Here is a 24,602-nt window from a genome sequence, read left to right as displayed (position 1 = left end):
TTAACGGCATGTTGATTGCCGAGCAGCTCTATCTGCTGCTGTATGACGATCATGGGTTCGGCACAGGCTACGGTCGCTTCAACGATGCTGGTGTCGCCGCTGGCGTGATGGCGGACCTCTCTCTGGGTTACGGTGCACTGCAGTACTCAGACAACCGCGCCCGGCGGGTTCGCGTCATAGCGGGCCTGCCTCCCAATGCGCACCCCGCGCTCGTAGCCGCGCATTCAAAGATCCTCGAGAAGCCTGATCGCCGCGCGGAGGATTGGATGAGCCGCGGCAACATTGGCAAGCGCGAGGATGTGACTGTAGGGCTCGTGCACCGCGGCGTGTTGATACCAGAGTTCAGCAAGGGCATCTTCCTCTCTTCGACCTACTACCGCACCCGCGACGCCTCCGTCGAAAAGCAATTGCGCGCGCGGCTGCAAGCGGTGATGTTCGGGCACAAGCAGGCGGCGCTCGATGAGGCGGTTGTCCTGCTGGCGCTTGATGCGCTGTGGTCTGTGCGAGGGATTCTGAAAGCTGAGCTGACCGGGATGCCGAGAGGCGAGAGTCGGGCGCGAATCCGGGAACTTCGAGAGAAGGCGACGGATCCCGCGTACGGGTGGGTTGATCCGCTGCTGGGGCACTCGCTCAAGGCGTGCATGAAATCGTTGCGCCAGGCGCAGAATAACCACGGAGCGTCCGCGTAACGCTGCGCGTTTTTGTAGCATCGGGATCATGCTGATCACGGAGCAGGTGTTCCTGCTGCTTACCACCGACAAGGGCAGCGGCGAGCCATGGGTGGGGTACCGCAGGTTCGGTCTTGGTGCCGCGATCCTCGCGGATCTTGCGCTGCACGATGTGGTTGCGTTCACCGATGAGAAGCGCCCGCGCGTGAGTGTGACAGGCGATCTGCCGCCGGATGCGCACCCGGCGCTGGTGAACGCGCATCAGATGATCCGGGAGAAGCCGAACCGGCGTGCGCAGCGCTGGATTGGTCACAGTGACTTCGGGCGCATCGACCTTTCGGCAGCGAACCTCGTCCAACAGGGCGTACTCGAGGAGCACTCGCGAGGCTTCCTCTTCATCCAGTGGGCGCAGTATCCCACCCGCGACGCCTCTATTGAGCAGCGGTTGCGCGCCCGGTTGCAGCAGGTCTTCCACGGCCAGGCACAAGAGACTATCGACGAAGGCGTCACCCTGCTCATCGTGGATGCGGTCAACGGGACGCGGAATGTGTTCAAGGAAGAGATCAGGGGGCTTGAGCGCAAGCAGGTGAAAGGGACGATTGAAGAGATCCGCCATTCGCTCACCGACCCGGCACTGAACCGCACCGTGGAAAGCGTGGCAATGGCAGTCCAAGGCGCGACCACAGCGCTGATCGCCACCGTTGCAGCGGCGAACGCCTCGGTGGCCTCCGGCTAGGGTCGCTAGGATCGTGGCCATGCTGATCGCGGAGCAAGTCTTCCTGCTGCTGACCAACGACAAAGGCGGCGGCGAAGCGTGGGTGTCCCACCGCAACCTCGCCCTCAACGGTGCGCTGCTGTGCGATTTGGCCGCGCACAATTACATCGCGTTGGAGCGCAAGCGGCTCAGCCTGCGTGTGAGCGCGACGGTGCCGTCGAAGTCGGTGCAAGACCCGCTGCTGCGACACGGCGTTGCGGAGCTGGAACGCAAGGGCGAACGGCGGCTTACCTCCCTGCTCGAATCGGGGAAGTTTGCACAGCCGAGTGTGGTGGCGCAGCGGTTCGTCGCAAATGGTGTGCTTGCTGAGGAGCAAAAGGGCTTCCTTTTTGTGAATTGGAACAAGTACCCGACGTTGGACCCGAGCGTTGAAGCGAACCTGCGGGCGCGTCTTCAGCAGACGCTGCACGGTCAAGGCCAGGAGTCCTGGGACGAAGCCGTGGTACTCACCCTGTTGGACGCGATTGAGGCGATCGGCCCTGTGCTCAAGCAAGAGACGAAGGGAACCAAGCGCCGCGATCGGCGCGAGACCCTCGGTGAGATCGCGTACTCCTTGATATCACCGGAGCTCGAGCGCACTGGCACCCTGCTGTCGGACACGGTGCAGGCCGTTCGGGAATCGATCGTCGCGATCATCGAGGAAGAGCGCCGCCAGGCACAAGCTCGGGCTAGAAGGTAAACGCCAGGGAATCGGAAATGACAAAACCCGCGCCATTGGCGCGGGTTTGTACTGGAAGCGAGAACGCGTTTACTTCGCAAACTCCTCAACGAGTGCCGCGTTGAACGCCGGCAGGTCGTCCGGAGTGCGGGAAGAGATGAAGCCGGAATCGACCACAACTTCTTCGTCGACCCAGTTCGCACCAGCGTTGATCAGGTCGGTCTTCACGTTCTCTACAGAAGTGAGCTTGACACCCTTGATCAGGTCCGCATCGGTGAGGATCCAGCCGCCGTGGCAGATCACACCGATTGGCTTGCCTGCGCCCTGGATCTCCTTGACCAAGTTCACAGCATCCGCGTTGATGCGGATTGCGTCCGCGTTCACAGTGCCACCCGGCAGGATCAATGCGTCGTAATCAGCGGCGTTGGCCTCCGAGGTGGTTACATCCACGGACACCTTGGTGCCCTTTTTGCCCTCAATTTCGCCTGCCTCCGGTGCGATCACGTGCGCGGTCGCGCCCGCAGCCTCGACAGCTTCCTTCGGCGAAGTCAGCTCGGAATCTTCGAAGCCGTCGGTAGAAATGATCGCGATCTTCTTGGAGCTCAAGTCAGCCATGGTGGGTTCCTTTCGTAAGATTTTTCCGTTGTGTCTCTCCACGGTACGGAAAGTCTGGAAATCGTGTCGGGACCATAGCTTGACGACGGCAACTACGCCTCGTCGTCTTCGAGCTTGCGCTGTCGCTCCTTGTCGGATGTGTTCTCCCCGTCGGGATCAATGCTGCGGGCCTTGCCCGGCACCTCCCGGTCGTAGGTCTTCTTCGGGGCTTCCTTGCCCGCCGGTACGCGGGTGGAGCCCAGTGAAGTCTTCACTGGCTCGTCCAAGTCTGGGCTTTCGCGGCGGGCCATCCGCATCATGTGGTTACGTACCGCGAGGAACGCTTCCTTGGAATCAAGCGCTTGCGATTGCTGGGTCGCGATTTGGATGTCGTCGGCAGTGATCTGCCCCGCGCGCAGGGAGACCATCTCGGCCCAGTAGCGGAACCACACGGCGAGGACCGCAGCGATTGGCACCGCCAAGAACGCTCCCACGATGCCGAAGATGGTGCCGCCGAGGGCAACCGCAAGCAGCACGATCGCAGCGTGCAGACCCATTGCGCGCGACTGCAGGATCGGCTGGAGGACGTTGCCCTCAATCTGCTGCACCGCGATGATGAGGATCAGCACGAAGATTGCGTTCCAGAAACCGTTGGACACCAATGCGATGATCACGGCCAAGGCGCCTGCGGTGAACGCACCAACAATCGGGATGAAGCCGGCGAAGAAGGTGATCACGGCCAGCACCGGCCACAGCGGCACACCCAGCAGCAGCAGGCCCACGCCGATAAAGATTGCGTCCACCATGGAAACGATTGCCTGGGTGCGGATGAAGCCGGACAGCGTGTTCCAGGAACGCATGAGCACCTCAGTGAGGTGCCAACCGGTCTTCACGCCGGTGTACTTGCGCAGCCACGGCAAGAAGCGGTCGCCGTCTTTCAAGAAGAAGAAGGAAAGGATCAGCGTGAGTACCAGCGTGGTGCCGAGCGAAGCGATGGTGCCGATGCCGGAGAACACGCCGGAGGCGATGTTCGAGGCGTTGCCGCGCAGCGCGTTCGTGACCTGCTGCAGACCATCTTGGATCTTGTCCGGGTCGATCAGCTGTGGGTCGACCCGCTGCTCGACAAAGTCCAGGATCTGCTGGATGCCCTGCTGCGCCTGCTCGTAGAGTTGCACGCCTTGTGTGCGCACCGTCGGCGCCATCGCAGAAAAGATGCCGATGATCGCGCCGAAGAAACCCAACAACACGATGAAAACGGCGAGCGCTGCGGGCACCTTCTTGTTCCGGAGCCACCGCACAGGGGGCCAGAGCACAGTGCAGAAAATCAGCGCTAGCAGGATCGGCAGGAGTGCCATCCAGACGTAGCGAAGGAGGTAGAGCATGATGCCGGTCGCGATGACCACAATGATGAACCGCAGCGCCCAGGCGGCTGCGGTTCTGGCGTCGGCCGCGATCACATCGCCGCGGTCGATTGGTTCGCCTGAGAGCTCTTGGGCTGCGTCGGCCGGGGTGGGCATCATGTGCACGTCTTCGACAGCAGTGTCGAGTGCGCCCACATAATCCGAATTGTCGTTATCAGTCACGCGCGTCATTGTGCCAGAAGTGTTGGTATTTCCTCACTCGCAGCGTCCAAAGCTTTTGGTACGCCATTGGAATCGTTATGCCCTAGCCCACAACGCTCAAACGGTGTAATCTGGCGCACACCTTGATTTATGTTCCTGATGGAAAGGACCCGAACCATGACCGTGTACGCCAACCCCGGCACCGAAGGCTCGATTGTCAACTACCGCAAGCGCTACGACAACTACATCGGCGGCGAGTGGGTCGCCCCTGCTGACGGTGAGTATTTCGACAACATCACCCCGGTCACCGGCGAGATCTTCTGCCAGGTTGCGCGAGGCAAAGAAGCTGACATTGAGAAGGCGATCGACGCTGCGGAGAAAGCCGCACCGGGCTGGGGCGCGACCTCAGCAGCCGAACGCTCCCTCGTCCTGCTTCGCATTGCGGACCGCATGGAGGAGCACCTCGAGGAAATCGCCGTCGCCGAGACCTGGGAGAACGGCAAGGCTGTGCGCGAGACCCTCGCCGCCGACATCCCGCTGGCCATCGACCACTTCCGCTACTTCGCCGGCGTGATCCGCGCTCAGGAGGGCCGCCTTTCCCAGCTCGATGAGGACACCGTGGCCTACCACTTCAACGAGCCTCTCGGCGTTGTCGGCCAGATCATTCCGTGGAACTTCCCGCTCCTGATGGCCGCGTGGAAGCTGGCCCCGGCGCTCGCCGCCGGTAACGCAATCGTCCTCAAGCCTGCGGAGCAAACTCCTGCCTCGATCCTCTACCTGATGGACCTTATCGGGGACCTGATCCCGCCGGGCGTGCTGAACATTGTTAACGGTATGGGTGATGAGGCCGGTGTGGCTCTGACCAGCTCGGACCGCATTGCCAAGATCGCGTTCACCGGCTCGACCGACGTGGGCAAGATCATCAACAAGGCAGTCGCGGAGAAGATCATCCCGGTCACCCTTGAGCTTGGCGGCAAGAGCCCGTCGATCTTCTTCCCGGACGTGCTTGCTAAGGACGACGACTTCCGTAAGAAGGCCATTGAGGGCTTCGCGATGTTCGCGCTCAACCAGGGCGAGGTCTGCACCTGCCCGTCGCGTGCGCTGGTACACGAGTCCATCGCGGACGAGTTCCTGGAACTCGGTGTGAAGCGAGTGCAGCAGATCACCACCGGTAACCCGCTGGATACCGACGTGCAGATGGGTGCGCAGGCCTCCGTCGAGCAGATGAACAAGATCCAGTCCTACCTGGAACTCGGCCCGCAGGAGGGTGCAGAGGTGCTCACCGGCGGCAAGGTGAACAAGATTGAGGGCCTCGAAGAGGGCCTGTACATCGAGCCGACCGTGTTCAAGGGCACCAACGACATGCGCATCTTCCAGGAAGAGATCTTCGGCCCGGTCATGAGCGTGACCACGTTCAAGGACTTCGACGAAGCGATCAAGATTGCCAACGACACGATCTTCGGCCTCGGTGCCGGCGTGTGGTCCCGCGACGGCAATACCGCGTACCGCGCCGGCCGCGCGATCCAGGCGGGTCGCGTGTGGGTGAACCAGTACCACTCCTACCCGGCCCACGCCGCGTTCGGTGGCTACAAGCAGTCCGGCATCGGCCGCGAGAACCATCTCATGATGCTCGCTCACTACCAGAACACCAAGAACCTCCTCTGGTCCTACTCCGAGCAGGAGACCGGTCTCTTCTAAGAGCTTTTCGCTTATCGACGCCCCGTTTGACCCAGCCTTCGGCAAGGTCAAACGGGGTTCTGCCATCTGCCCAGAAAAAAGTTGAGCGTGTTGGGAACAACTTTGCAGCAAGCGCGTTGTAACCATTGAGCGCGCTCGGCTCAACCACTGGTACAGTAGGCCCGGTGAAGTTGAGCGGAAGCGCTGCAACTTAATGAAAAACGACTTCCAATCAGGAGGAAACAACCACCATGGCACAAGCAGTAGGCATTGACCTCGGTACCACCAACTCCGTCGTCTCCGTCTTGGAGGGCGGCGAGCCGGTTGTTATCGCCAACGCTGAAGGCTCCCGCACCACCCCGTCCATCGTCGCGTTTGCGAAGAACGGCGAGGTGCTTGTCGGCCAGTCCGCGAAGAACCAGGCTGTGACCAACGTTGATCGCACCGTGCGCTCCGTGAAGCGTCACATGGGCTCGGACTGGACCGTAGACATCGACGGCAAGAGCTACACCCCGCAGGAAATCTCCGCTCGTACCCTGCAGAAGCTGAAGCGCGACGCTGAGGCCTACCTGGGCGATGAGGTTACCGATGCCGTGATTACCGTCCCGGCGTACTTCGAGGACGCGCAGCGTCAGGCCACCAAGGAAGCTGGCCAGATTGCGGGCCTGAACGTGCTCCGTATCGTGAACGAGCCGACCGCGGCTGCGCTTGCATACGGCCTGGAGAAGGCCGACAGCGAGCAGACCATCCTGGTCTTCGACCTCGGTGGCGGTACTTTCGACGTCTCCCTGCTTGAGATCGGCGACGGTGTCGTCGAGGTGCTGGCTACCGCCGGCGACAACGAGCTCGGCGGCGACGACTGGGACCAGCGCATCGTTGAGTGGCTGACGGACAAGTTCAAGTCCCAGAACGGCGTTGACCTGACCAAGGACAAGATGGCCATGCAGCGCCTGCGTGAGGCTGCGGAGAAGGCCAAGATTGAGCTGTCCTCCCAGCAGCAGGCCAACATCAACCTGCCGTACATCACCGTCGACGCAGAGAAGAACCCGCTCTTCTTGGATGAGACCCTGTCTCGCACCGAGTTCCAGAAGATCACCTCTGATCTGCTTGACCGCACCAAGGCGCCGTTCAACCAGGTGATCAAGGACGCTGGTCTTTCCGTCTCCGACATTGACCACGTCGTCTTGGTCGGTGGCTCCACCCGTATGCCGGCCGTGACCGACTTGGTCAAGGACCTCACCGGCAAGGAGCCGAACAAGTCCGTGAACCCGGACGAGGTCGTGGCCCTCGGCGCTGCTCTGCAGGCAGGTGTCCTGCGCGGTGACGTGAAGGACGTGCTGCTGCTCGACGTCACCCCGCTGTCCCTGGGTATTGAGACCAAGGGTGGCGTGATGACCAAGCTCATCGAGCGCAACACCACCATTCCGACGAAGCGTTCTGAAACCTTCACCACCGCTGAGGACAACCAGCCTTCTGTGCAGATCCAGGTCTTCCAGGGCGAGCGCGAGATGGCTGCGGCCAACAAGCTGCTCGGTTCCTTCGAGCTGGCAGGTATCGCACCGGCACCGCGCGGAGTTCCGCAGATCGAGGTCACCTTCGACATCGACGCTAACGGCATCGTGAGCGTGTCCGCTAAGGACAAGGCCACCGGCAAGGAGAACACGATCAAGATCCAGGAGGGCTCCGGCCTCTCCCAGGAGGAGATTGACCGCATGATCAAGGATGCGGAGACCCACGCCGACGAGGACCGCAAGCGTCGTGAAGAGCAAGAGACCCGCAACAACGCGGAGACCGGTGCTTACCAGACCCGCAAGTTCATGGAAGAGAACTCCGACAAGCTGCCGGAAGACCTGAAGACCCGTGTCACCGAGGCTGCAGACGCTGTGGACGAGGCGCTCAAGGGCGACAATCTGGACGAGATCAAGTCCGCAGTTGAAAAGCTGAACTCTGAGGCGCAGGAGCTGGGCAAGGTGCTCTACGAGGCTGAGGCCAACGCTGGTGCCACCGCTGCAGACGGTGCGGACTTCGCCACCGCGCCTGAGGACAACGTCGTCGACGCCGAGGTTGTCGAGGATGACACTGAGGCTGGCACCGACACCACCGGCACCGCCGGCAACCCTGACGAGAAAAACTAAGGAGCGAGCGGGATATGACGAACCCAAACGTGAACCCCAACTCCGCCCGCGAGATGGCAGATAACCCGGGTGCACCGGATAACACCGACGAGCAGTACGTCTCGCCGGATCAGGCGGAGACCATGGCGGACGAGGCCGCGGAGGCAGAAGCTTTCGAGACCATGGCCGATCCGGACGCAGAGGATCCCCTTACGGAGGTCTCGGACGCGGAAATCGCCGACGCGGTCGAGGCTGAACTCGGGGAGGTCAACCCCGATGCGGACGGCGACGGCACAGTGACCGACATTGAGCTCCAGCTCGCCGAGCGCACTGAAGATCTGCAGCGCGTTAGCGCAGAGTACGCCAACTACCGGCGCCGCTCTGAACGCGAGCGTGCCGCGGTGGCGGAGCAGTCGAAGGCGAAGTTCGCTGAGAAGCTGCTACCGCTGCTCGACGACCTCGACCTCGCGGCCCAGCACGGTGACCTCAACGAGGGCCCGCTGAAGTCCTTCAGCGACAAGTTCCACAGCATCCTGGAAGGCCAGAAGTTGCAGGCTTTCGGTGCCGAGGGCGAAGCCTTCGACCCGGAGATCCACGAGGCAGTGCAGGACCTGTCGGAAGGCGACGAAAAAGTCGTCGGCACTGTATTGCGGAAGGGCTACAAGATGGGCGACCGTCTGATCCGTAACGCAATGGTGATCATTGGGGATGCTGCTAACGCGGCTGGCGGCGAAGCGTCGACAAGCAACTAGTGCCTGCAAAAATCCCCGACGGCCGGGCGCGAGCTACACACCGCTCGCCCCGGCTTTCTTGCTAAAACCATATTGAACGATTGCGAAAGGAGGGTGCGAGATGGCGATGCAGCAAGAATGGGCCAACAAGGATTACTACGGTGACCTCGGAGTATCCTCAAGCGCCTCTGCCGCCGACATTAAAAAGGCGTACCGCAAGCTCGCACGCGAAAACCACCCGGACTCCAACCCTGGCAACAAAGCGGCCGAGGAGAAGTTCAAGCGTGTGGCCGAGGCGTACGACGTAGTCGGCGATGAGGAAAAGCGGAAAGAGTACGACCAGTTCAAGTCGATGATCGGCTCCGGCGGCTTCGGAGGATTCGGTGGCCGCTTCGGAGGGGGAGGAGGCGCCGGATTTCCGGGCGGGTTTCGCACGACGACGCAAACCGACTTCGACGCCGCCGACTTCGACGACCTCTTCGGAGGGGGCGCTGGCGGACAAGCTGGAGACGGCGGCCTTGGTGATATCCTCGGTGGCTTCTTTAACCGCGGCAGCAGTGCTAGCAGGAGCGCTCGGCCGTCGCGGGGGGCGGATGTCGAAACCGAAATAGCCCTGGACTTCCGCGAGGCCGCGAAGGGTACGACGTTCCCTGTGGAACTCACCGGCGAAGCGCCGTGCACGACATGCCACGGATCTGGGTCCCGCACCGGCAAGACGCACGCCTGTGAGGTGTGCGCCGGCTCCGGCTTCATCCGTGAAAGCTCCGGCGCGTTCGGCATGGCCCGGCCGTGTACGAACTGCGGCGGATCCGGTGAGGTCATCGAGGACCCGTGCCCGACGTGTGACGGTACCGGCACCGTGCGTCGCACCCGTTCGATCACCGTGCGGATCCCCGCTGGGGTCGTCGACGGACAGAAAGTGCGGCTCGCGGGACAAGGCGAAGCGGGGCCGAACGGCACGCCATCCGGCGACCTGTTCGTGCATGTTCAGGTACGCCCTGACCCGGTGTTCACTCGCTCCGGTGACGATCTGGAGATCACCGTGCCGGTGTCGTTCGGTGACCTGGCGCTCGGCGGCACTGTGACGGTTCCGACCCTGGACAAGGCGGTCAAGGTCAAGGTGCCCGCGGGTACGCCGAACGGGCGAACCCTGCGCGTGAAGGGGCGCGGCATCGAGCGCAAATCCGGTGCTGCAGGTGACCTTTTGGTCACCGTCGAGGTGACAGTGCCGAGCGATGGTGCGCTGGACGCCAACGCCATGAGCGCCTTGCGCACCTACGCGCAGGCGGAAAAGGACTCCGGTTTCAACCCGCGCGCCGGGTGGGCCGGAGCCCGCTAACTCCCAAGGAGGTGAGAAGAAGTGGCTGACTCAAACTCATCAACCAACAAGGTGCGTGATGACGAGCAGTACTACGTCATCTCCGTTGCCGCCGAGCTGACAGGCATGCACGCGCAAACGCTGCGCACCTACGATCGACTCGGTCTCGTCTCTCCGATGCGTACCCGCGGGGGCGGGCGCCGCTACTCCGCGCGCGACATTGAGCTCTTGCGTCGCGTGCAGTATCTCTCCCAGGAGGAGGGTGTGAACCTCGCCGGCATCAAGACGATCATCGAGCTGACCGAGCAGATCGAGGTGCTTGAGGAAGAACTGCAGGCTGAGCGTGCGGCTGCGTCAGAGTTGCGCTCGCAGTTGTCAACGCGCCGTCGCGGTGCCGAGCTGGTTCACGTGCCGCGCTCCACTGCGGTGGTGGCTTGGGAGCCATTCGCTTCACGACGGTCGCGCAACCGCTAGACCCGGCACCCCGGCGAATTGCGTCATGGTGATGGAGACAGTGAGGCCGCTACCGGGAAAGGGGACCCGGTAGCGGCCTCACTTATGTTATCGACTCAACCCAAGTTTCGAGCGCTGGATAGATAACAACCTGGCAACACTGGGGTTAGGCGACGGCAATGTGATAGTTGCCCTCGGAACCATGACTCTGCCTCAGTCGAATTGGCCCCGGCTGAAAGGCATCCCGTTTTCCTAGGTTCAATCACACTGGCGAACGATCCACGCGGGGAGGGCGAAGCCGGAGCTACTTGAACTCGATCGATGCCGCGGCACCAATGTGACGCAGGTTCGATCGGGCCAAGTCGATCATGCGGCCCACGCCACCCTCGAGCGTCAAGGTCTTTACACCCGCAGTGGTGAAGCCCTTCAGCATGTCCCAGGTGATGTCCGGCGGCAGGGAAAGCGCGTCGGGGTCAGTGACAATGTCCACCAGTACTGGACCGTCGAACGCGAGCGCCTCGGTAAGGACCGGCTTGAGGTCTTCCGCTTCTTCGATGCGGAAGGACTTGATGCCCGCACCCTCGGCGATCGCCGCGAAATTCACGTGCTCGTGGTCGGTTTCGAAGTCGGGGAAGCCGGCAACGAGCATCTCCAGCTTGACCATGCCAAGCGAGGAGTTGTTGAACACGATCATCTTCAATGGCAGGTTGTGCAGGCGCACGGTGAGCAGCTCGCCGAGCAGCATGCTCAAGCCGCCGTCACCGTGCCAGGAGATGACCTGGCGATCCGGGAACGCGCACTGGATACCAATCGCCATCGGCAGCGCGTTGGCCATGGTGCCGTGGAGGAACGACGCTTGCTCGTCGCGCTTGCCGTTCGGGGTGAGGTAGCGAGAGGACCACACGTTGCACATGCCGGTGTCCACGGTGAAGTACGCGTCGTCATCGGCAAGCTCATCAAGCACCGAAGCAGCAAGCTCCGGGTGAATCGGCTTCTTCGCTTCAGCGGCCTTGTGGGTGTACTTGTCCACCACGTCTTCAAGCAGCTCGGCGTGGCGCTTGAGCATTTTATCCAGGAACTTGCGGTTCTTCTTTTCTTCGATGTGCGGCAGGATGTTGTCGATCACGCTCGCGACATCGCCCACCACCGGGTACGCAACCGGGGTGCGACGGCCGATGTGGGAGCCGTCGATGTCGATCTGGCCGACGTTCTTGCTCGGCAGCCAATCGACGTACGGGAAGTCCGTGCCGATCATGAGGAAGAGGTCAGCTTCCTTCGACGCTTCGTGGCAGGCGCCGTAACCGAGTAGACCGGACATACCCACGTCGAATGGGTTGTCGTGCTCGATGTACATCTTGCCTCGGAAGGAGTGGCCAACCGGTGCCTTGATCTTCTCGGCAAGGGCGAATAGCTCCTCGCGGGCGTTGCGTGCGCCGTAACCGGCGAAGATGGTGACCGTGTCGGCCTTATTAATCGCCTCGACGAGACGCGCCGCCTCATGCGGGTCCGGATACACGCGACGTTCCTTACCCACTGCGTAGTTGCCGCTGGCGGTGTAGGCATCGTCGGCCACATCATCAGCGAACACGTCGCCCGGCACAACCAGCACGGAGACGCCGTTGCCAGCCAGCGTCGACTGAATCGCGTTGTGCAGCACGCGCATGCCCTGTTCGGCCGAGTGCACCATTTCCAAGTAACCGGAGCACTCTTGGAAGAGCAGTTCCGGGTGAGTTTCCTGGAAGAAGGAGGAACCAATCTCCGCAGACGGGATATGGGAGGCGATTGCAAGCAGCTTTGAGCCGTTCCGGTGCGCCTCGAAGAGTCCCTGTACAAAGTGGGTGTTGCCCGGGCCGCAGGATCCACCGCAGACAGCGAGCTCATCGCTTGCAAGGGCATCGGCACCCGCAGCGAAGGCGGCAGCCTCCTCGTTGCGCACGTGCACCCACTCGAGACCGTGCTTGCGCACCGCGTCCGAAAGCGGGTTCAGCGAGTCGCCGACAAGACCGTAAATGCGCTTGACGCCCAACTCCTCCAAGTGGGCCACAAGCTGGGTGGCAAAGTTAGTCATGGTGTGCTCCTTTGGTTCATCTATTTGTTGGCGCGCTCTCACCGCTCGACCGCCGAGCCTACCGATTTCTGCAGCTTGGACCCCGGGGGCTGTGACAGAGCAGTCAGGAACGCCTCGTCTGTGAAATACGAGGAATGGTCGCCCGTTACCCCCTCCACAACAGTTGCGCCATAGCTCGCAGTGCTTGGCGACGACCCCCCGAGCACACCTTGATTTCCTCGTCGGAGGGCCAGAATAGGGTCTCGATCAGCGTCGACCACAAATACTTGAGAATCTGGCCCAGCAAGGGTGAGGTCATTAACGGATTCTCCGTACACGCCCGGGCTGCCGAGCAGCCACAACTCGTCTGCGAGAAGACCGCTGCGCTGTGCCGCACGAGTGGCCACTACCGTTCCGTAGGAGTGGGCGACCACGGTTTTCTGGGCATCGGGGTAGCGTTCCTCCAGCGCGGCCTGGAACATCGCGAGGTTTACTGCGCCTTCGCTTGCCGACGCCGGCGATAGCGCCCGCGGCAGTGTCTTCGGCGGCTGGTAACCCTGCCACACAACCACCGTCGCCCTGGTGCGTTGGGCGATCAACTGTGCCTTCTGCAGTTCGTGGCCGAGGGAGTCGGGGTGGCCTGTCGTTGCGCCAGCGACCATGGTGATCACGCGCGCCGGGTCGATGGAGTCACCGACAAGGACTGTGCTCCCGCTGGGACCAGCCTCAAGCACTATGCCGCCTGCAGCGTCGATCACCGCTTGTGTGCTCGCAGGCAGGGTGGACATGTGGTGCGCGTGGAGCTCGTGGACCGCGGTGTCCGGGTGGTTCACCAACGCGTCGAACCCTGCGCCGCGGGTGCGGTTGATCTCGCGGGCAAGCTCCGTATCAAGCTGCATCGACAGTGCGTTGAGCCAGACGATGATCCGGTAATGGCCAGCCGCCTGGGCGGCGTGGGCGGCGGCATCCAGCGCCGATTGTGCACGGGCGGCCCAGATGAGCAGCTCAGCGATGCGGCGCAAACTCTGCGCGTGGCCATCCAGCTCAGTTGAGAAATCGGCCAGCCGAACAAGCGCAAGATCGGGAGCGGGGCCTGCGAACCCGGTCGCACTGATAGCAGTAGCCGCCTCACGCGTGGCGCGTGCGCGGGCCGATACGGTCGCCCCTGCGCTTGACACGAGGGACGCAGCCGCGCGCAACTCATTGGGGTCGAGGCGGGGCGCATATGCAGGAAGGGTCGCGGGGCTAGCCATTGCGCAGCGACCTCGCGAGGGCAGTGTCGAGTGCAGTGTCAAGAGCAGCGTCGATGTCGGCGGCTGTCTGGGCAAAAGTGGCGATGGAGTCGAGGTGGTTGCTTAGGCGGCGCAGTGTGCCGTCGATAAGCAAATGCTCCTTGTGCTGCACTGCGGCGAGGGCTGTGGCTGCGAGCGATGGGGAAAGCTGTGCTGTAGGGAGGGTGGAGGTGTCGGGGAGGTGTGCGCGGGCGGTGGGGGCAGTGGTGTCGGAAAGGGCGAGAAAGTTCATGCCGACAACCATGCCAAAGCGAAATAAACAAAATCAAGAGCGAGTGAACGATCTGTGGATAACCCGCTGCCACGCGCATTAGAGTTATCCACATGAGGATTGCCTTATTGCAAGTGATCACCGGCGCCGATAAGAGCGAGAATTTTGCGCGCATCGAGCCGCTGATCCGCGACGCAGCAGCCGCGGGTGCCAGCCTGATCGTGCTGCCAGAGGCCACAAGTCAGGCCTTTGACCAGGGCAGACTAGACACGCAGGCGGAAGAACTCGACGGGGAGTTCTCGACGGCGGTGCGCACGCTTGCCGACGAGCTCGGGGTAACCGTGGTCGCGGGCATGTTCCGCCCCGCCGACACCAACGTGCTCGAGAGCAACGGTGAGCGAAAGACGGTGAACCGGGTGCGCAACACCGCGCTGGTGACCGGCGGCGGGACGCACACGGGCTACGACAAGATTCACGCGTACGACGCGTTTGATTACCGCGAATCTGACACGGTGAGAACCGGTGAGGAGCTGGTCACGTTCGTGCACGAAGCGGACGGCGAGAGTGTGGTGGTCGGCATGGCGATCTGCTTTGACATCCGCTTCCCGGAGCAGTTCAAGGAGCTTGCGCGACGCGGCGCTGAGGTCATCGTGGTGCCCACGAGCTGGGCTGATGGGCCGGGCAAGCTCGAGCAGTGGCGGGCGCTAAACGCGGCGCGTGCATTGGATGCGGGCGTGTTCATCGCAGCGACCGGACAAGCCCGGCCCGATTGGGAGGAGAAAGCGGGGGAGGAGTCCGGCCCGACCGGCATTGGCCACTCAGCCGTGGTCAACCCGCAGGGCGAGCGCATCGCTGAAGCGGGCTACGCGCCAGAGACGCTCATCGTGGACATCGATCTGAGTGAGGTCGCCGCGGCCCGCAAGGCGCTGCCGGTGGTCGCGATCACCGAAAACACGGTGATGCGGTAGGGATGCGGTAAGGAAGCGGTAACAATGCGGCAGCGTGGCTAGCCCTCGTCGGGCGGGGTAGCCCAGTCGAACTGCGCGTCGTGCGCAACGACGGTAATCCCGTTCTGCGCCCTCTCGGCACCCGCCGCGTGCAGCGAACGCACCAGCTCATCGGTACGCGCCTTCGTCCCGCACAGCACCACCTCGCGGCCCCACCACGTGCCCGCACCGGCGAGGAAGGCAGACAGCGGTGCCCACACGTGGTTCAGCCCCGCCTCCTTTGCGGGGCCGGCGTCCTCGCCGTCTGTCACGGCGCAGGTGACGGTCAGCCAGTCATGTGCCTGGTTCAGCGCGCCGATGGTGCGCAGATCGTAGAGCTCATCAGTCGTGTCCGCACCGATCAGCAGGTGGACATCGGGGCGGGTCTCACGCTCCAATATGCCGAAAAGCATGGCTTTGGCCGCCGCCCAGCCGGTGCCCACCGCGGCGATCATCGCCTGTTCACAATCCAGCACCGGGCTCGGGCCGCGCGCGGCACCCAGCGTCAGGTACGTCCCGGCCTCGGGTTCAATCTCACCGTCCACATGGAACTCGAGTTGGCCAAAGCTATTCGACGGCAGCGCCGGCGCCAAACCACGCCACACCCCCTGCCGACCCACCTGCATGACTGGCAAGACCTGGCCGGGCGCGTAATCCACCTGGATGCCGGCTTCCAATTGGACGATGGTCACCCCGCTGTCCGTCCCACCTGCCGGAGCGACCTCAGTGATCTGCGCGGCGGATGCCGCTGGGATCCCGGCTAAGTCAGCTTCTTCGACCGCGGTGCGCATCGTTTCGGCGACGGCGACGAGGATCTCGCGGGACTGGGAATCGGCGGCGGAGGCGTCGGCAAGCATGTTCGCGACCGCCGGGAATTCCGCGGACGGAAAGCCCACGCGGCGCAGATCCAGCGCCCATGCCCGCACACGTTTGATCACACCGGGGCGTAGTTTGGCGTTGGGGGAATGGGACAAGATCCAAAAGGCGGCGTCGACAAGTGTTTGTGGCACTTCCCGCGTGCCTTCCGGCAAGATTGCGGCTCCCTGCTGCCCGTATGCGTCGATGAAACGGCTATACATCGCGGCCCGCACCAGGCCCGGTCTCTGTATGAGTGCGGCAGGGATACTCATAGACCATAAGATTAGCTGCTCACCCGGCAGATCCGGTTTTATGCAGGCCTCCGCGCGTCAGTTAAGGTGGCTGCTAAAACCGAAGAATCGAAAGGTGGGAACCGGTGGAATTCACGCCATATACCCTGCTCACCGACATTGGCTGGCTGTCTATCCTGCTGATTGTCGGCAACGTGTTGCGAAACCGGCTGCTCATCCTGCAGAAATGGCCTTTGTGATCGGGCTGATTGGACGCATGCTGCGCCGCCCGAACTACCTCGACCGCGACACCGTCGGCTCGATCGCGGGCGCGGCGACCGACTACATGATCGCGTTCGGCATCGCCTCCATCGTCCCCGCCGCGCTTGCCGGCTACTGGCAGGCGCTCGTACTCATCTTCGTGCTGGGCACCTTGTTCTGTGTCGTATGGATGCTGTGGGCGGCGCCGACGTTCTTCGGCGAGAAGTGGCTCGAGCGCGGCATCTTCGGCTGGGGCTGGGCGACCGCCGCCGTGGCCACCGGTATCGCGCTGCTGAAGATGGTCGATCCGAAGCTGAAATCCGGCACGCTGAATGAGTGCGGCGTGGCCTACGTCGGTTTCGCGCCGTTTGAGATCGGCATGACCATCCTCGCGCCGATCGCGGTCATCGCCGGTTTCACTACCGGTTTCGGGTGGGCCGCCTTCACGATCGCGGTCGGGGTGGTCGTCGTCGCGTATGTGCTGCGTTGGGTTCCGGTTTCGCGCCAGTCGCGGGAGCCGGACGCTTCTCGACGGCCTGTTTGACGCCTTTCTCGCTCCCGCCTGCCGCACCCACCCGCAGCACCGCCAAACCCGGACAACACACCCAAACCCGGATAGTTGCAGCCCCTTACGTGTGCAGTTCCATACGTAAGCGTGCGTAACTATCCGGGTTTGTGGCTGTGGGTCGCCGTGGTCGCGCATCTTGTCGTGGTTTGGTCGCGCAAGCCCAGGGCGAACCTTAGCGGCCCCCGCGCAACTTTTTCCAGAAATTTTGGGATTGATAGGAACAGACTCAACTCCGTGTGCGTTACGTCTAGCGAGAACCAAGTAATTAGACGAAGGAGTAACGCGACTGATGGGAACGTTTAACCCCACCACGAAGACGCAGGAGGCGATTCGGCAGGCGCTGCAAAAAGCGTCGGCAGCTGGCAACCCGGACATCCGCCCAGCGCACCTGCTTGAGGCGATTTTGACGCAGGACGAGGGCATTGCCGCTCCCGTGTTGAAGGCCACGGGCGTCGATCCGGACACCGTCGCCCGCGAGGCGGCGCAGATCACGGACGGATACCCCAAGGCTGAGGGCCAGAATTTAGCGAACCCGAATTTCAACCGTGATGCGCTCAACGCGATCAACGCCGCGCAGGAGCTGGCCGGTGAGCTCGGTGACGAGTTCGTGTCCACCGAGGTGCTGCTCGCTGCCATCGCGAAGGGTGGCGATGAAGCGGCCGAGCTGCTGAAGAAGCGCGGTGCGACTTACGAGGTGCTGAAGGGTGCCTTCCCGTCCGTGCGCGGCTCGAAGAAGGTCACTTCTGAGGACCCGGAGCAGCAGTTCCAGGCACTGGAGAAGTACTCCACTGACCTGACTGCACGCGCGCGTGAGGGCAAGATCGACCCGGTGATTGGCCGTGATGCCGAGATCCGCCGCGTTGTGCAGGTGCTTTCCCGCCGCACGAAGAACAACCCGGTGCTGATCGGTGAGCCTGGCGTCGGTAAGACCGCAGTAGTCGAGGGCCTCGCCCGCCGCATCGTCGCCGGCGACGTGCCGGAGAGCTTGAAGGGCAAGACGCTGATCTCGCTCGACCTCGGCTCGATGGTCGCAGGCGCGAAGTTCCGCGGCGAGTTCGAGGAGCGCCTCAAGGCGGTGCTGGATGAGATCAAGTCCTCGGACGGCGAAATCATCACCTTTATCGATGAGCTGCACACCATCGTCGGCGCTGGCGCGTCTGGCGAGGGAGCGATGGACGCGGGCAACATGATCAAGCCGATGCTGGCCCGCGGCGAGCTGCGCCTCGTCGGTGCGACGACGCTGGATGAATACCGCCAGTACATCGAGAAGGACGCCGCGCTGGAGCGCCGCTTCCAGCAGGTCTACGTGGGTGAGCCGACCGTTGAGGACACGATCGGCATCCTGCGTGGTTTGAAGGAGCGCTACGAGGTGCACCACGGTGTGCGCATCCAGGACTCTGCCCTGGTCGCTGCCGCCGAGCTGTCCAACCGCTACATCACTAACCGCTTCCTGCCGGACAAGGCGATCGACTTGGTCGACGAGGCCGGCTCGCGCCTGCGCATGCAGATCGACTCCTCCCCGCAGGAGATCGACGAGCTTGAGCGCGTGGTCCGTCGCCTTGAGATCGAAGAGATCGCTTTGGCGAAGGAGAACGACGCGGCTTCGCAGCAGCGCCTGTCCGACCTGCGCCAGGAACTCGCCGATCAGCGTGAAAAGCTCGGCGAGATGAAGGCGCGCTGGGAGAACGAGAAGGGCGAGGTGAACAAGGTCCAGTCCGCGAAGGAGGAACTCGAACGCCTGCGCAACGAGTCCGAGATCGCGGAGCGCGAAGGCGACTACGCCAAGGTCTCCGAGCTGCGCTACGGGCGCATCCCGGAGCTCGAGGCGGAGGTCGCAGCTGCCGAAAGCCAGGCCAGCACCAAGACCATGCTGGAGGAGGAAGTCACGCCCGATGTCATCGCGGAGGTTGTGTCCTCGTGGACCGGCATCCCGGCGGGCAAGATGATGCAGGGCGAGACCGAGAAGCTGCTCAACATGGAGTCGGTGCTGGCGGGCCGCGTCGTCGGCCAGAAAGAGGCAGTCGTTGCAGTCTCCGATGCGGTGCGCCGTTCGCGCGCCGGCGTGGCGGACCCCAACCGTCCGATCGGTTCGTTCCTCTTCCTCGGCCCGACCGGCGTGGGTAAGACGGAGCTGGCGAAGGCGCTCGCGGAATTCCTCTTCGACGATGAGTCCGCCATGGTCCGCATCGACATGAGCGAGTACGGCGAGAAGCACTCCGTCGCCCGCCTGGTCGGTGCCCCTCCGGGATATGTCGGCTACGACGCTGGCGGCCAGCTCACCGAGGCGGTGCGCCGTCGCCCGTACTCGCTCGTGCTCTTCGACGAAGTGGAGAAGGCTCACCCGGACGTCTTCGACGTGCTGCTTCAGGTGCTCGACGAGGGCCGGCTTACCGACGGCCAGGGGCGCACCGTCGATTTCCGCAACACGGTGATCATCCTGACGTCCAACCTGGGCGCGGGCGGCAACCGCGAGCAGATCATGGAGGCGGTGAAGCACCACTTCAAGCCGGAGTTCATCAACCGTCTTGACGACGTGGTGGTCTTCGAGCCGCTCACCCAGGATCAGCTGGTGGGCATCGTGGAGATCCAGCTCGAGGGTCTGGCAGAGCGGCTCGCTGCACGACGGCTCACTCTCGACGTCTCGGATGCCGCCAAGTCCTGGCTGGCCGACCGCGGGTATGACCCGGCGTACGGTGCACGCCCGCTGCGCCGCTTGATCCAGCAAGCGATCGGCGACCGGCTGGCAAAGAAGCTGCTCGCAGGTGACATCCGCGACGGCGACGCGGTCCACGTCGACGTAGCCGACGGCGGCGAGATGCTCGACGTCAACGCGAGGTAACTGATCAGAAAGCGACCCGGTAACACGGGTCGTCTTTCTATTTACTTTCCTCTTGGGAACTCCTAGTGTGACTCATGGCACATTCATTCTCCGACTGGAAAGGTACCGTTGCGATGTCCACCCCAAACACCATGCGAGCTGCCGTGGCTGAGCAATTCGGCCCCGATGTCACTGTTCGTGACTTGGATCTGCCCAAGCCGGGCCCGTTCCAAGCGCTGGTAAAACTCCATGCCTCGGGTATCTGCCATACCGACCTGCACGCCGTCGAAGGTGACTGGCCCGTCAAGCCTAAACCGCCGTTTGTGCCTGGCCACGAAGGCGTGGGCGAGATCGTCGAGCTCGGCCCGGGTGAGCGCTCGGTAGCCGTCGGCGACATGGTGGGCAATGCTTGGCTCTGGTCCGCGTGCGGCGAGTGCGAGTTTTGTCGCACCGGCCGCGAAACCTACTGCCACAATGCCCAGTACGGCGGCTACACCGTCGACGGATCATTCGGCGAGTACATGCTGGTGGATACCCGCTACGCGCCACGTATTCCGGACGGCGTTGACCCGGTTGAGGTTGCACCGATCCTCTGCGCAGGCGTGACGGTGTACAAGGGCCTCAAGGAAGCTCAGACCAAGCCTGGCCAGTTCATGACCATCTCCGGCATCGGCGGCTTGGGCCACCTCGCGGTGCAGTACGGCGTGGCGATGGGGATGCGCGTCATCGCCGTCGACGTCGCGGACGACAAGCTCGAGTTGGCCCGTGAGCTCGGTGCCGAATTCGCCGTCAACGCAAAAGACCGCGACCCGGGCGAGGCAGTCCAGGAGTTCACGGACGGCGGCTCCCACGGCGTGCTGGTCACGGCAGTCCACCCGGACGCGTTCGGCCAGGCCATCGCCATGACCCGTAGCAACGGCACAATCGTGTTCAACGGCCTGCCGCCGGGAGACTTCCCGGCACCGATCTTCGATATCGTCCTGCGCGGCATCACCATCCGCGGCTCCCTCGTGGGCACCCGCCAGGACATGGCGGAGGCCCTGGACTTCTACGCCCGCGGTTTGGTCAAGCCGCACGTGACTGCGTGCGAACTCGACGACGTCAACGACGTGTTCGAGAACATGCGCAAGGGCAAGATCAGCGGCCGCATGGCGATTAAGTACTAGCCGGTACGCGACGGGAGCGCGTACAAGGGGCCGTCGATAAGCAAACTGCTCTAGACTGCACGCATGGAGCCGACCACGACGATCACCACCCGCGTCGCGCTTCCGGGTGTGGAGAACGAGCAGCTTGCGGCGCAGCAACTGACCAGCAACCACTTCGTGGTGGCGAGCGTGCCATTTGTGGACACGGCGCTGGCGCTCGGCGACATCGTCGAATGCGTGCTGGTCGGCGGGCAGTTCCATGTGGACCGTGTGGTGGTGCGCGGAGGGGCGTCGACAATTCGGATCCTGCCGGAGACGGAGGAGCCGAATCAGATCGCGGAGACGCTGCTCGCGTTCGGGTGCCGCGTAGAACTGGGCCCCGGCGGGATGCTCGCGGCGTCAATTGGGGCGGACTGCCCGCGTGAGGGGATCATGGAGTGGCTCGATGGCCTCGAGTCCGACGGTGCAATCCAGCAAGCCCCCGGCTACATGGCCTAACCACGGCTAGACTGGCTCGCATGAGCGTCTTTGTCTCCGCTGAAGCCCTGAACGAACGCATCAAGACTGGCCAGAAGCACACCATCATCGCCGCCCTGTGGGAGCGCACCGATGGCAAAGCTTGGTCGAAGTTCCAATCCGAGCACATCCCGACGGCGGTGTTTTGCGATCCCGCGTCGCAGCTCGCTGGCATGCCGGGCCGCTACGAAGGCCGCAACCCAATGCCCAGCATTGACGTTGTGGCGAAGGCAACCAAGGAGTGGGGCATCGAGCCGGGCCGCCCGACCTACATCTACGACCGCGGCAACGGCTTGTTCGCCTCTCGCGCATGGTTCATTCTGCGCTGGGCTGGCATTGAAGACGTGTTCATCCTGGACGGCGGCTTCGCCGATTGGGACGGCGACGGCTTCGACACGGTCGCCGGCCCCGGCAATGTCGTCGTGCCGCGCGAGGTCGAGGTGTCAGAGGGGCACATGCCCGTCGCCAGCATCGAGGAAGTCAAGGCTTTCGAGGGCACGCTTATCGACGCCCGCTCCAAGAACCGTTTCGACGGCCGCCGCGAAGTCTTCGACCTGCGCGCCGGGCACATCCCGAGCGCGCAGAACCTGCCCGTGGATGAGCTGTTTATCAAGCACGGCGAGCACGATCAGGTGAAGGTGAAGGACCCGGGCACGATCCGCGAGATCTTCGCCGGCCTCGGCATCACCCCTGAGACCGACCCGCAGGACGCGATTGTCTACTCCGGTTCCGGTAACCACTCCTCCCTGATGCTCGCCGCGATGGCGCATGCGGGCCTGCCGGTGCTCACGCACTTCGTGGGCGGCTGGTCGCAGTGGTCGGCAGACCCGAAGAACCCGCTCGCAACCAACATGTAGCCACGCCGCTTTTCGGCCGTGCCACCGGCGGAAACGCCGCGCCGAGCAGTAACATCACGTCTTGATGGCATACTTAATTATCTGTCTGGCGATTGTCCTGCTCATCGCCGGCGTGTGGCTGTGGGTGTCCGACTCGTCGGCACCTAACCGCGGGCGCAAATCCTGGGCCGAGGCGAATGGTTTCAGCTACGTCAAGCAGGACACATCGCTTGTCGACGAATGGCAACGCGGCGCCGCGGCCACCGGGTCGGCCATAACCAACGTGGCCACTGGCAACTGGGGTGGACACGAGACGGTTGTTGCCGATGTTGGCCCGACCACGGTGGTCGCCATGAGCACCGGCGCGGTGAGCGACGTGGTCGTGGACATGCGCCGCGACGGTTTCGACGCGGCGTCGTCGGAAGACCTCGTTGAGGTGGCGAAGGCCGGGGATTTCGCTGTGTTCGGGACGGACGCTGGGGTGGCGCAACGCTTCGTCGATAAGCGAGTGCGCGATGCGCTCGACCTCCTGCCCGCAACTGTGGTTGCGGTGTGGTTTGAGAGCGAGTGGGTGCTGGCGGAGGTGGGCGAGGGCGTGCAGCTGGGCGAGTGGGAGGCCGCGTTTGAGCCGCTGGCCAGGCTCGCCGACGCCGCGCGGACCCTCCCGCCCGCGAACCCACAGCCGCTGGCGGTGCCGTTTCCCACCCGCGACATTCCGGACGCGCCGGAGCCCGAGCCGAAGCTGGTAGTGGCTCCGGTTGAGGCCGAGGTCGAGGAGCCGCTGAACACGCCGAAGGTTCAGCGTCCCGAGGAACCGCTTGCGCTGCCGACGCGCACGACCGGCGCGGTGCGCGGGCCGGCGCAGGAGCACGCGCTTGGTGGTGACCAGGTGAGCGCGATTGCCGATGGCATCGCAGAGACCGCGCACAATCCGAGCGATCTGACCCGGGCGCGCCGCACGATGGCGCCGCCGTCTATCTTCGGAAGCACGGAGAATGCAACGGAGATGCCGAGCCCGAAGGAGCCCACCGATGAATGATGCCAAAAAAGCCCGCCTCGCTGAGCTGGTCAAAGAGCTGGCAGTGGTGCACGGCAAGGTCACGCTGTCGTCCGGACGTGAAGCCGATTACTACGTTGACCTGCGTCGTGCCACCTTGCACCACGAGGCGAGTCCGCTGATCGGTGCGCTGATCCGCGAGCTCACTGAGGACCTCGAGTTCGATGCCGTTGGCGGGCTGACCCTGGGTGCGGACCCGGTCGCTACCGCCGTGATGCACGCGGACGGTCGCCCGATCGATGCCTTCGTGGTGCGTAAGGAAGCGAAGAAGCACGGGATGCAGCGCCGGATCGAGGGGCCGTCGATTGTGGGCAAGCGGGTGCTGGTGGTGGAGGACACAACGACCACCGGCAACTCGCCGCTGACCGCGGTGGAGGCGTGCCGCGAGGAAGGGGCCGAGGTGGTTGCGGTCGCCACCGTCGTCGACCGTGCGACCGGGGCTAATCAAGTGCTTGCCGACGCCGGCCTGGACTACCGCTACCTCCTCGGACTCTCCGACCTTGGACTCGAGTAACCCCAACGCCGACCCCAACGCCGTTCCCGGGCCGACCGAGTGGACCGAAGCCCGCCACGGTGCCGGGCCGTGGGAGGGGGAGTGGCCCTCGAACCCGCGTTTCGACGAGACATTGCTGCGCGAGGGTGACACCCGCAACGTGGTCGACGCGTACCGCTACTGGTCGTTGGACGCGATCGTCGCCGACCTGGACAAACGCCGCCACGATTTCCACGTGGCGATCGAGAACTTCGAGCACGACATGAACATCGGCACAGTCGTGCGCACCGCGAATGCGTTCCTGGCCAAAGAGGTGCACATCGTGGGCAAGAAGCGGTGGAACCGGCGCGGGGCGATGGTGACCGACCGCTACCAGCACATCCGTCACCACAAAACGGTGGCGGATCTCGCGGAGTTCGCGCATGGGGCGGGGCTGACCATTGTGGCTATCGACAACACACCCGGGTCCGTGCCGCTGGAAACCGCAAAGCTGCCGAAACGCGCGCTGTTGCTGTTCGGTCAAGAGGGCCCCGGCGTGACCGACGACGCGCAGCGGGCCGCGACCATGACCTGCTCGATTGCGCAGTTCGGCTCGACCCGCTCGATCAACGCCGGGGTTGCCGCTGGCATCGCCATGCACGCGTGGGTACGCCAGCATGCAGACATTTCTCAGGCATGGTGAAGCATTCCCAACGTCTGCGTCTGGCATGATGGTCACAGACCGATAACAAAAG

22 protein-coding genes and 1 pseudogene are annotated in these 24,602 nt (G+C 63.5%); 17 read left to right on the top strand and 6 right to left on the bottom strand.

Annotated features, from left to right (window positions below; translation table 11 throughout):
* The first annotated feature begins 8 nt into the window (after positions 1-8).
* The 3 genes from CGLAU_RS11125 to CGLAU_RS11115 are packed head-to-tail and all read left to right on the top strand — an operon-like array spanning position 9 to position 2,122.
* On the top strand, positions 9-689 hold the full coding sequence (locus CGLAU_RS11125; protein WP_095660762.1) for a GOLPH3/VPS74 family protein: 681 nt from the start codon (positions 9-11) through the stop codon (positions 687-689).
* A gap of 28 nt (positions 690-717) precedes the next feature.
* Positions 718-1,404 carry a GOLPH3/VPS74 family protein gene (locus tag CGLAU_RS11120; protein WP_095660761.1) on the top strand — a complete coding sequence of 229 codons (687 nt, stop codon included), beginning with the start codon at positions 718-720 and terminating at the stop codon, positions 1,402-1,404.
* A 19-nt stretch (positions 1,405-1,423) separates the two neighbouring features.
* Positions 1,424-2,122 carry a GOLPH3/VPS74 family protein gene (locus tag CGLAU_RS11115; protein WP_095660760.1) on the top strand — a complete coding sequence of 233 codons (699 nt, stop codon included), beginning with the start codon at positions 1,424-1,426 and terminating at the stop codon, positions 2,120-2,122.
* 69 nt (positions 2,123-2,191) lie between these two features.
* Here the strand turns inward: CGLAU_RS11115 and CGLAU_RS11110 are convergent, their stop codons facing one another.
* Both CGLAU_RS11110 and CGLAU_RS11105 read right to left on the bottom strand, forming a co-directional pair.
* On the bottom strand, positions 2,192-2,716 hold the full coding sequence (locus tag CGLAU_RS11110) for a type 1 glutamine amidotransferase domain-containing protein (RefSeq protein ID WP_095660759.1): 525 nt from the start codon (positions 2,714-2,716) through the stop codon (positions 2,192-2,194).
* A 92-nt stretch (positions 2,717-2,808) separates the two neighbouring features.
* Positions 2,809-4,287 (bottom strand): AI-2E family transporter, encoded by a 1,479-nt coding sequence (locus tag CGLAU_RS11105; RefSeq protein ID WP_095660758.1) that lies wholly within the window; start codon positions 4,285-4,287, stop codon positions 2,809-2,811.
* A gap of 147 nt (positions 4,288-4,434) precedes the next feature.
* Between CGLAU_RS11105 and exaC the strand changes: the two genes are divergently transcribed.
* From exaC to CGLAU_RS11080, 5 genes are all read left to right on the top strand, one after another.
* Positions 4,435-5,955: an acetaldehyde dehydrogenase ExaC gene (gene exaC / locus CGLAU_RS11100; protein WP_095660757.1), complete on the top strand. Its 1,521-nt coding sequence runs from the start codon at positions 4,435-4,437 to the stop codon at positions 5,953-5,955.
* Between the two features lie 230 nt (positions 5,956-6,185).
* On the top strand, positions 6,186-8,069 hold the full coding sequence (gene dnaK, locus CGLAU_RS11095; RefSeq protein ID WP_095660756.1) for a molecular chaperone DnaK: 1,884 nt from the start codon (positions 6,186-6,188) through the stop codon (positions 8,067-8,069).
* Between the two features lie 14 nt (positions 8,070-8,083).
* Positions 8,084-8,800, top strand: coding sequence for a nucleotide exchange factor GrpE (gene grpE / locus CGLAU_RS11090; RefSeq protein WP_095660755.1), 717 nt, complete (start codon positions 8,084-8,086; stop codon positions 8,798-8,800).
* 100 nt (positions 8,801-8,900) lie between these two features.
* The gene (gene dnaJ, locus CGLAU_RS11085) at positions 8,901-10,118 is read left to right on the top strand and encodes a molecular chaperone DnaJ (protein ID WP_095660754.1); all 1,218 of its coding nucleotides are present in this window, start codon (positions 8,901-8,903) and stop codon (positions 10,116-10,118) included.
* A 105-nt stretch (positions 10,119-10,223) separates the two neighbouring features.
* Entirely contained in the window at positions 10,224-10,571 is a 348-nt protein-coding gene (locus tag CGLAU_RS11080; protein WP_095661188.1) for a heat shock protein transcriptional repressor HspR, read from the top strand.
* A gap of 283 nt (positions 10,572-10,854) precedes the next feature.
* On the opposite strand, the gene CGLAU_RS11075 is transcribed toward CGLAU_RS11080, so the two are convergent.
* Genes CGLAU_RS11075 through CGLAU_RS11065 form a run of 3 tightly spaced genes read right to left on the bottom strand, consistent with a single transcriptional unit; the run spans position 10,855 to position 14,121 of the window.
* Complete coding sequence (locus CGLAU_RS11075) at positions 10,855-12,618, bottom strand: pyruvate dehydrogenase (protein WP_095660753.1); 1,764 nt, start codon at positions 12,616-12,618, stop codon at positions 10,855-10,857.
* A gap of 38 nt (positions 12,619-12,656) precedes the next feature.
* On the bottom strand, positions 12,657-13,850 hold the full coding sequence (locus CGLAU_RS11070) for an alpha/beta hydrolase (RefSeq protein WP_095660752.1): 1,194 nt from the start codon (positions 13,848-13,850) through the stop codon (positions 12,657-12,659).
* Positions 13,843-14,121 (bottom strand): hypothetical protein, encoded by a 279-nt coding sequence (locus CGLAU_RS11065; RefSeq protein ID WP_095660751.1) that lies wholly within the window; start codon positions 14,119-14,121, stop codon positions 13,843-13,845. The genes CGLAU_RS11070 and CGLAU_RS11065 overlap by 8 nt, the downstream gene beginning before the upstream one ends.
* A 92-nt stretch (positions 14,122-14,213) precedes the next feature.
* Between CGLAU_RS11065 and CGLAU_RS11060 the strand changes: the two genes are divergently transcribed.
* Positions 14,214-15,068: a carbon-nitrogen hydrolase family protein gene (locus tag CGLAU_RS11060; protein ID WP_095660750.1), complete on the top strand. Its 855-nt coding sequence runs from the start codon at positions 14,214-14,216 to the stop codon at positions 15,066-15,068.
* A 38-nt stretch (positions 15,069-15,106) separates the two neighbouring features.
* Here the strand turns inward: CGLAU_RS11060 and CGLAU_RS11055 are convergent, their stop codons facing one another.
* Entirely contained in the window at positions 15,107-16,216 is a 1,110-nt protein-coding gene (locus CGLAU_RS11055) for a ferredoxin reductase domain-containing protein (protein WP_157731372.1), read from the bottom strand.
* Between the two features lie 205 nt (positions 16,217-16,421).
* Here CGLAU_RS11055 and CGLAU_RS11050 point away from each other — a divergent pair.
* The 8 genes and pseudogenes from CGLAU_RS11050 to CGLAU_RS11015 form a co-directional block, all read left to right on the top strand.
* Positions 16,422-16,979, top strand: a pseudogene (locus CGLAU_RS11050) (sodium:glutamate symporter); the annotation flags it as partial.
* A gap of 313 nt (positions 16,980-17,292) precedes the next feature.
* Positions 17,293-19,842: an ATP-dependent chaperone ClpB gene (gene clpB / locus CGLAU_RS11045; RefSeq protein ID WP_095660748.1), complete on the top strand. Its 2,550-nt coding sequence runs from the start codon at positions 17,293-17,295 to the stop codon at positions 19,840-19,842.
* 113 nt (positions 19,843-19,955) lie between these two features.
* Positions 19,956-20,987, top strand: a complete 1,032-nt coding sequence (adhP, locus tag CGLAU_RS11040) for an alcohol dehydrogenase AdhP (RefSeq protein ID WP_095660747.1) — start codon at positions 19,956-19,958, stop codon at positions 20,985-20,987.
* A gap of 63 nt (positions 20,988-21,050) precedes the next feature.
* Complete coding sequence (locus tag CGLAU_RS11035; protein ID WP_095660746.1) at positions 21,051-21,464, top strand: DUF4265 domain-containing protein; 414 nt, start codon at positions 21,051-21,053, stop codon at positions 21,462-21,464.
* A 20-nt stretch (positions 21,465-21,484) separates the two neighbouring features.
* A complete protein-coding gene (locus tag CGLAU_RS11030) occupies positions 21,485-22,339 on the top strand; it encodes a sulfurtransferase (RefSeq protein ID WP_095660745.1) in 855 nt (284 codons plus the stop codon).
* Positions 22,340-22,403: 64 nt separating this feature from the next.
* Entirely contained in the window at positions 22,404-23,357 is a 954-nt protein-coding gene (locus tag CGLAU_RS11025) for a type III secretion system chaperone family protein (RefSeq protein ID WP_095660744.1), read from the top strand.
* Positions 23,350-23,889 carry an orotate phosphoribosyltransferase gene (pyrE, locus tag CGLAU_RS11020; RefSeq protein WP_095660743.1) on the top strand — a complete coding sequence of 180 codons (540 nt, stop codon included), beginning with the start codon at positions 23,350-23,352 and terminating at the stop codon, positions 23,887-23,889. The genes CGLAU_RS11025 and pyrE overlap by 8 nt, the downstream gene beginning before the upstream one ends.
* Positions 23,876-24,550: a TrmH family RNA methyltransferase gene (locus tag CGLAU_RS11015; RefSeq protein ID WP_095660742.1), complete on the top strand. Its 675-nt coding sequence runs from the start codon at positions 23,876-23,878 to the stop codon at positions 24,548-24,550. The genes pyrE and CGLAU_RS11015 overlap by 14 nt, the downstream gene beginning before the upstream one ends.
* Positions 24,551-24,602 lie beyond the last annotated feature (52 nt).

It is taken from the genome of Corynebacterium glaucum (genome assembly GCF_002287505.1).
Lineage (GTDB): Bacteria > Actinomycetota > Actinomycetes > Mycobacteriales > Mycobacteriaceae > Corynebacterium > Corynebacterium glaucum.
This window is presented reverse-complemented; position numbering and strand designations above follow the sequence as displayed.

Excerpts from the sequence above, each read along its gene's own strand:
- CGLAU_RS11125 (WP_095660762.1), top strand. The coding sequence starts at position 9 with ATGTTGATTGCCGAGCAGCTCTATCTGCTGCTGTATGACGATCATGGG.
- CGLAU_RS11120 (WP_095660761.1), top strand. The coding sequence starts at position 718 with ATGCTGATCACGGAGCAGGTGTTCCTGCTGCTTACCACCGACAAGGGC.
- CGLAU_RS11115 (WP_095660760.1), top strand. The coding sequence starts at position 1,424 with ATGCTGATCGCGGAGCAAGTCTTCCTGCTGCTGACCAACGACAAAGGC.
- CGLAU_RS11110 (WP_095660759.1), bottom strand. The coding sequence starts at position 2,716 with ATGGCTGACTTGAGCTCCAAGAAGATCGCGATCATTTCTACCGACGGC.
- CGLAU_RS11105 (WP_095660758.1), bottom strand. The coding sequence starts at position 4,287 with ATGACGCGCGTGACTGATAACGACAATTCGGATTATGTGGGCGCACTC.
- exaC (WP_095660757.1), top strand. The coding sequence starts at position 4,435 with ATGACCGTGTACGCCAACCCCGGCACCGAAGGCTCGATTGTCAACTAC.
- dnaK (WP_095660756.1), top strand. The coding sequence starts at position 6,186 with ATGGCACAAGCAGTAGGCATTGACCTCGGTACCACCAACTCCGTCGTC.
- grpE (WP_095660755.1), top strand. The coding sequence starts at position 8,084 with ATGACGAACCCAAACGTGAACCCCAACTCCGCCCGCGAGATGGCAGAT.
- dnaJ (WP_095660754.1), top strand. The coding sequence starts at position 8,901 with ATGGCGATGCAGCAAGAATGGGCCAACAAGGATTACTACGGTGACCTC.
- CGLAU_RS11080 (WP_095661188.1), top strand. The coding sequence starts at position 10,224 with ATGCACGCGCAAACGCTGCGCACCTACGATCGACTCGGTCTCGTCTCT.
- CGLAU_RS11075 (WP_095660753.1), bottom strand. The coding sequence starts at position 12,618 with ATGACTAACTTTGCCACCCAGCTTGTGGCCCACTTGGAGGAGTTGGGC.
- CGLAU_RS11070 (WP_095660752.1), bottom strand. The coding sequence starts at position 13,850 with ATGGCTAGCCCCGCGACCCTTCCTGCATATGCGCCCCGCCTCGACCCC.
- CGLAU_RS11065 (WP_095660751.1), bottom strand. The coding sequence starts at position 14,121 with ATGAACTTTCTCGCCCTTTCCGACACCACTGCCCCCACCGCCCGCGCA.
- CGLAU_RS11060 (WP_095660750.1), top strand. The coding sequence starts at position 14,214 with ATGAGGATTGCCTTATTGCAAGTGATCACCGGCGCCGATAAGAGCGAG.
- CGLAU_RS11055 (WP_157731372.1), bottom strand. The coding sequence starts at position 16,216 with ATGAGTATCCCTGCCGCACTCATACAGAGACCGGGCCTGGTGCGGGCC.
- clpB (WP_095660748.1), top strand. The coding sequence starts at position 17,293 with ATGGGAACGTTTAACCCCACCACGAAGACGCAGGAGGCGATTCGGCAG.
- adhP (WP_095660747.1), top strand. The coding sequence starts at position 19,956 with ATGTCCACCCCAAACACCATGCGAGCTGCCGTGGCTGAGCAATTCGGC.
- CGLAU_RS11035 (WP_095660746.1), top strand. The coding sequence starts at position 21,051 with ATGGAGCCGACCACGACGATCACCACCCGCGTCGCGCTTCCGGGTGTG.
- CGLAU_RS11030 (WP_095660745.1), top strand. The coding sequence starts at position 21,485 with ATGAGCGTCTTTGTCTCCGCTGAAGCCCTGAACGAACGCATCAAGACT.
- CGLAU_RS11025 (WP_095660744.1), top strand. The coding sequence starts at position 22,404 with ATGGCATACTTAATTATCTGTCTGGCGATTGTCCTGCTCATCGCCGGC.
- pyrE (WP_095660743.1), top strand. The coding sequence starts at position 23,350 with ATGAATGATGCCAAAAAAGCCCGCCTCGCTGAGCTGGTCAAAGAGCTG.